The organism is Photobacterium sp. R1 (assembly GCF_054600795.1).
The window spans coordinates 1-1,612 of record NZ_BAAHZP010000034.1 but is presented as its reverse complement, the minus strand read 5'-3'; the positions used below and the strand labels follow the sequence as shown (position 1 = coordinate 1,612).

At 53.9% G+C, this 1,612-nt stretch carries 3 protein-coding genes; all 3 read right to left on the bottom strand.

Annotated features, from left to right (window positions below):
* Positions 1-154 precede the first annotated feature (154 nt).
* Positions 155-460 (bottom strand): phage tail assembly protein, encoded by a 306-nt coding sequence (locus ACYP03_RS23750; protein ID WP_459782332.1) that lies wholly within the window; start codon positions 458-460, stop codon positions 155-157.
* 64 nt (positions 461-524) lie between these two features.
* Positions 525-1,040, bottom strand: coding sequence for a phage major tail tube protein (locus ACYP03_RS23745; RefSeq protein WP_459782331.1), 516 nt, complete (start codon positions 1,038-1,040; stop codon positions 525-527).
* Positions 1,040-1,612: phage tail sheath family protein (locus ACYP03_RS23740; protein ID WP_459782330.1), on the bottom strand; the 573-nt coding region annotated here is incomplete at its 5' end. The genes ACYP03_RS23745 and ACYP03_RS23740, both read right to left, overlap by 1 nt.

Sequence of the window (1,612 nt, the reverse complement as noted above, 5' to 3'; positions counted from 1 at the left end):
GCTGTCTACGGTGCCGCCCAGCGTGACAACGGTTTTCAGGTTCTGATTCATTTCTCATCCTTCTTGGGCAGCAGTTCCAGAAACTGAATAAACGTGATGTAAGGCAGCTCCAGAAGCTCACTGAGCTGCCAGCCGGTGTGGCTGGCCAGAACAATCATGCCTCGTTGGATGTCCCGCTCTCCGAGTCCTTCGGCGGTTCTGTCTTCTTGCGAAACCCCAAAAAAGCATTTTTCACCGCTTCATAATCATCCATATCCAGCTCTTGAATGACCGTCAGGTCAACTTCACACAGCAGCGCAAACAGGTGAATCTCCTTGTCCGCATCATGTTTATTCTGCTTATCCGCAATCAGCTGGTCTTTCACCCGGGGGCGGCGCATCTTCAGCGCGGTGATTTCCGTGGCGCCGGATTTCACCGGATATTCCAACGTAATTTCAGTTGATTTTGATGGGTAAGCCATGAGTTTTCATTCCTGTAAAAAAGGCCGCACAAGCGGCCTGTTGATCTCAAAGAAAATAATTGAATTAAGAAAGTCGCAGAATGGCCCGGATACCTTCCAGCACATCGATGCCGCCAATCTTTCGGACGTGGTTGATCGGGTCGATTTCAATCAGCACCAGACCAGAGCGAGAAACCTTGTAGTAATTGAGCTTCATGGTCACCTTCATGGCCTTGTCACGCTGACTGCCGCCATCCTGAGTATCCCGCTCAATCTTGGTGATCATGCCACCCAGCTCTTCAACCAGCTCATAGCTGTTGCCTGACAGGTCGGTATAGGTCGAGCGAACGGAGACAACCGTCCGGGCGCCCTGACGCAGGCCAAACAGCGGCAAGACGCTCACATCCACCCCGAACAGCGAAAATGACGCCTCCATCGGTGCCATGCCATCATCAACCGGAATAGGCATATCCATGTCCCCAGCCTGAAAATCCGTGGTTAAAACTTCCAGCACCGGCGGCGTGTACTCCTTGGCATTCCCGGCCTTGCCGACACCATCCACCCAAATGGACCAGCGGCTTAATAAATTATCAGCAGCCATTAGCTAAATACCTCTTCCAGATAGTTGTCATTCAGTCGGCTGCGGAACACCACGTGCTCAGCCGGATACGGCGGGCAGAAATCAAAGTCAAAATAGACGATGCCTTTCTTGATGGTTTCTGGGGAGTTCAGGTCCGGATCGGCCCAGCACTCACCGCCCAGAATGGCGCCCAGAGATTTCAGTTCACGCAGGTACGCATTCACCCCGCCAACCACATCATCCACATAGGACTGGGTGATGTTTCGGTCCACGGCCCACATATGGGAGCGCTGCACGCTGTCATTGATGATGTCAGCCGTCCGGCGGGTCTGCTCGAACTGCCATTTGGGATCCACGCTGCAGGTGCGGTTCCCCCAGTGACGGAAACCACCCTCGCGGATAATCGTGCTGACCTTGTTTTCATTGAGCATGTTGGCGGTGGTGTTCGGATCGCCCAACGACCAGTCCACAGGCTGGGATGTACCCACAATGCCGTAAATGGGCTGGTTCGACTTCGACCACCAAAAGCCCTTCTCCGCATCAATCCGGGCACGCAGACCGGCCTGACGGGCTGAGGATGGACGGTCAATTTC

What these genes read in the sequence shown, in the direction of transcription:
- ACYP03_RS23750 (WP_459782332.1), bottom strand. Translation starts at nt 460, where the DNA reads ATGGCTTACCCATCAAAATCAACTGAAATTACGTTGGAATATCCGGTG.
- ACYP03_RS23745 (WP_459782331.1), bottom strand. Translation starts at nt 1,040, where the DNA reads ATGGCTGCTGATAATTTATTAAGCCGCTGGTCCATTTGGGTGGATGGT.